The sequence below is a fragment of the Dysgonomonas mossii DSM 22836 genome, assembly GCF_000213575.1.
GTDB classification, from domain to species: Bacteria; Bacteroidota; Bacteroidia; order Bacteroidales; family Dysgonomonadaceae; genus Dysgonomonas; species Dysgonomonas mossii.
Map to the genome: position 1 here is coordinate 2,623 of NZ_GL892008.1, position 2,461 is coordinate 5,083.

The 2,461-nt window shown below is 34.7% G+C and carries 5 protein-coding genes; all 5 read right to left on the bottom strand.

Annotated elements, in window-relative coordinates:
• Positions 1–76: 76 nt before the first annotated feature.
• Positions 77–718: a hypothetical protein gene (locus HMPREF9456_RS11795; protein WP_006843766.1), complete on the bottom strand. Its 642-nt coding sequence runs from the start codon at positions 716–718 to the stop codon at positions 77–79.
• A 3-nt stretch (positions 719–721) separates the two neighbouring features.
• Positions 722–916, bottom strand: coding sequence for a hypothetical protein (locus tag HMPREF9456_RS11800; protein WP_006843421.1), 195 nt, complete (start codon positions 914–916; stop codon positions 722–724).
• Between the two features lie 9 nt (positions 917–925).
• Positions 926–1,348 (bottom strand): YopX family protein, encoded by a 423-nt coding sequence (locus HMPREF9456_RS11805; RefSeq protein WP_006843767.1) that lies wholly within the window; start codon positions 1,346–1,348, stop codon positions 926–928.
• 340 nt (positions 1,349–1,688) lie between these two features.
• Positions 1,689–1,970 (bottom strand): hypothetical protein, encoded by a 282-nt coding sequence (locus HMPREF9456_RS11810; RefSeq protein ID WP_006843768.1) that lies wholly within the window; start codon positions 1,968–1,970, stop codon positions 1,689–1,691.
• A 188-nt stretch (positions 1,971–2,158) separates the two neighbouring features.
• Positions 2,159–2,461, bottom strand: a 303-nt coding sequence (locus HMPREF9456_RS11815; protein ID WP_006843769.1) for a hypothetical protein, incomplete at its 5' end; no start/stop codon positions are given.

Consider the following 2,461-nt stretch of genomic DNA (forward strand, 5'->3'; position numbering starts at 1 on the left):
CTTTGAGATGATGCCTGTTATGCCTTGAAGCTGTTTTCCTTCTTTAGTTATATAGCAATGATTATTCTCAAAGAAATCAACTTGCTGGTTGTAATTTAGGTAATTTTGATTTTGCATTTGTTAGAGCGTTTTTAAATTTTTGATTACGTTGATAATTTGGGTATGAAGTCCAAATATCCTTTAATGATTCTTGGCTATCCGCTTTGTTTATCATTTCGAATATAATATCTGATGGTTCGTCAGTCTTTTGAGTAGCTTTAGGGTCTTGTTTAGGTTCAGTGTCTTTTGGTGTATCATATTTTGTCCTATCATTGCTAAAATAAATATCAGCACCAACACCGAGAGCCTTAGCAGCTACAGATATAGCATCAGTTAAAGCCATTTTATAACATTCGTCGGATACTTGATAACCATTCTTATTTTTAGATACAAATGTATTACCGCCTGTGCCTTGTATCGGCTTACTCCATTCTTCGCCAATTTTGATGAAAAGATTTATGTTTACGAAAGCAGCTATAATATCATCCTGTCCTTTTTCGAGCCATTTATCGGTTATCTCATAGTACCAACCGAAGCCACATATACCAAACTCTTCTGTAAGCTTTTTTATTCGCCACATAGGGTTTATATCAGTGCCCGAAAACCTACCGTTATTAAAAGGTTTTTGAGCTTCTTTTGGAACTTCTCTTACTTTATTATATAAATCTAAATTTTCCATATCCTAATCTTTAAATAGTTCTTTAATTGCTTGCTCTACTAACCTCGCATTTTTGTTATCTAAGTAGTTTCCTAGCTTGTATCTTTCGATGTCGCTAGTGGTGCCCATGTCATAAGTAAGCTGCATACCTATACCATTGAAGAAATAGTATTGTATGCCTTTGCGTCTGCGTGGTATGCGTTTAAAATTAGTATCCATGGCTATATCTTATTTAGTTAATAGTTCGGGGTTGTCGTGGATTGAACCGATAATTTCAAAATGATTACAAGTGTCTTTGTAAATAAAGTTTCCATACTTAAAGCAATATTTAGTAGAGTTCTTTATATTATCTATTTCAGATATATCGGAACAGTTAAATTGTATATCTGGGTTAATTTCCACGACTGCAAATCGCCAATATTTACCCTTACTGCAATCATCCCATTTTATTATATCCCCCTCAAAAATCTCTTTTCCGTTCTTATCGGCTAAGCCTGTGAACTGTCCAACCGTTTCGGGATGAATATTCCAAGTAAAAACGCCATCATGTATTTCGGTTGTATCAATTATTTGAATCAATGAACCATACGCCCAAGCATCATCGACGCCTTCGGGTCTTATTCTTTTTCCTCTAAATAATATCTTTCTCATCTCTATTTAGTTTAAGTTACTATTCAATTAAAAAGCATCCCGAATTATCACAACTCAGAATGCCTACATACTATGAAAATTCTATTTACTTTTAGAAAAGTAGTGGGTGTCAAGGATTCGAACCTTGATTATAACGAATGCTCATCCTTTTCTCCACCTATTAAATAGTGGTTAGACTGGCTCACTTTTGCATACTAGTGTTTCCATACACCCGAATAAGAAAGAGTATACTACATGCAGAGTCTTTTGTTTAATGTAAATTTCATTTTTTTTCAGGCACTTAAAATTTTATCCGTAATCCTCATTGCGCATCTGTGAACACCTCCTTTCTACTTGTTATCTAAATTTCTTGAATTTTATTCATAATTTCTGAAACTTGTTCTTCTGTTATATATCCTATAACATCATTAGCAATAGGTGTTGTGTAGCATATCCTTCCGTCTTTTATAACTGCTACTTCATAAGTATCAATTCCATTGCTGTAAAAACAATTACCCAAAAGAACTGATATTCCATACCCATTATCAAATGTCATACTTGCTTGCTTTGCATCTCTATAATCATCCAAAGAACTTAATGCAATTGGGTGTCCATAGAATACTAAATCTTTAAATGCTTTCATATATTTATTATTTATATATTTTCCTTACTCTCTTTAAAATAAGTAGTGCTATCTTCACAGACAACACTACTCGTATTCATTAAAAAACAGTCTACTTTTAGTAGAAACACCTTTTCAGGTATCGCTCTCGGATAGCAACCAAATGCACACCGAGATAAAAGCTACCTTATTAATATTATTAGAAAATTTTAGTTAGTTGAAGTAGCTTTATATTTCTCAAATTTTATTTCGTCAGAGGCATATTTGATTGTATTACTTTCTCTGATTCGGTATATAGAGTTATCCGATAATACGCATTCAATAGTATGATAAGAAGTAATATAAGCGTTGTCCGATGCTCTCACAGTCGCGTTGCCCGATGCTTCCACAGTCGCGTTGTCCGATGCTTCCACAGTCGCGTTGCCCGATGCTTCCACAGTCGCGTTGCCCGATGCTTCCACAGTCGCGTTGTCACATGCTCTCACAGTCGCGTTGTCCGATGCTTCCACAGT

Coding starts and splice junctions, on each gene's coding strand:
- HMPREF9456_RS11795 (WP_006843766.1), bottom strand. CDS start 718: ATGGAAAATTTAGATTTATATAATAAAGTAAGAGAAGTTCCAAAAGAA.
- HMPREF9456_RS11800 (WP_006843421.1), bottom strand. CDS start 916: ATGGATACTAATTTTAAACGCATACCACGCAGACGCAAAGGCATACAA.
- HMPREF9456_RS11805 (WP_006843767.1), bottom strand. CDS start 1,348: ATGAGAAAGATATTATTTAGAGGAAAAAGAATAAGACCCGAAGGCGTC.
- HMPREF9456_RS11810 (WP_006843768.1), bottom strand. CDS start 1,970: ATGAAAGCATTTAAAGATTTAGTATTCTATGGACACCCAATTGCATTA.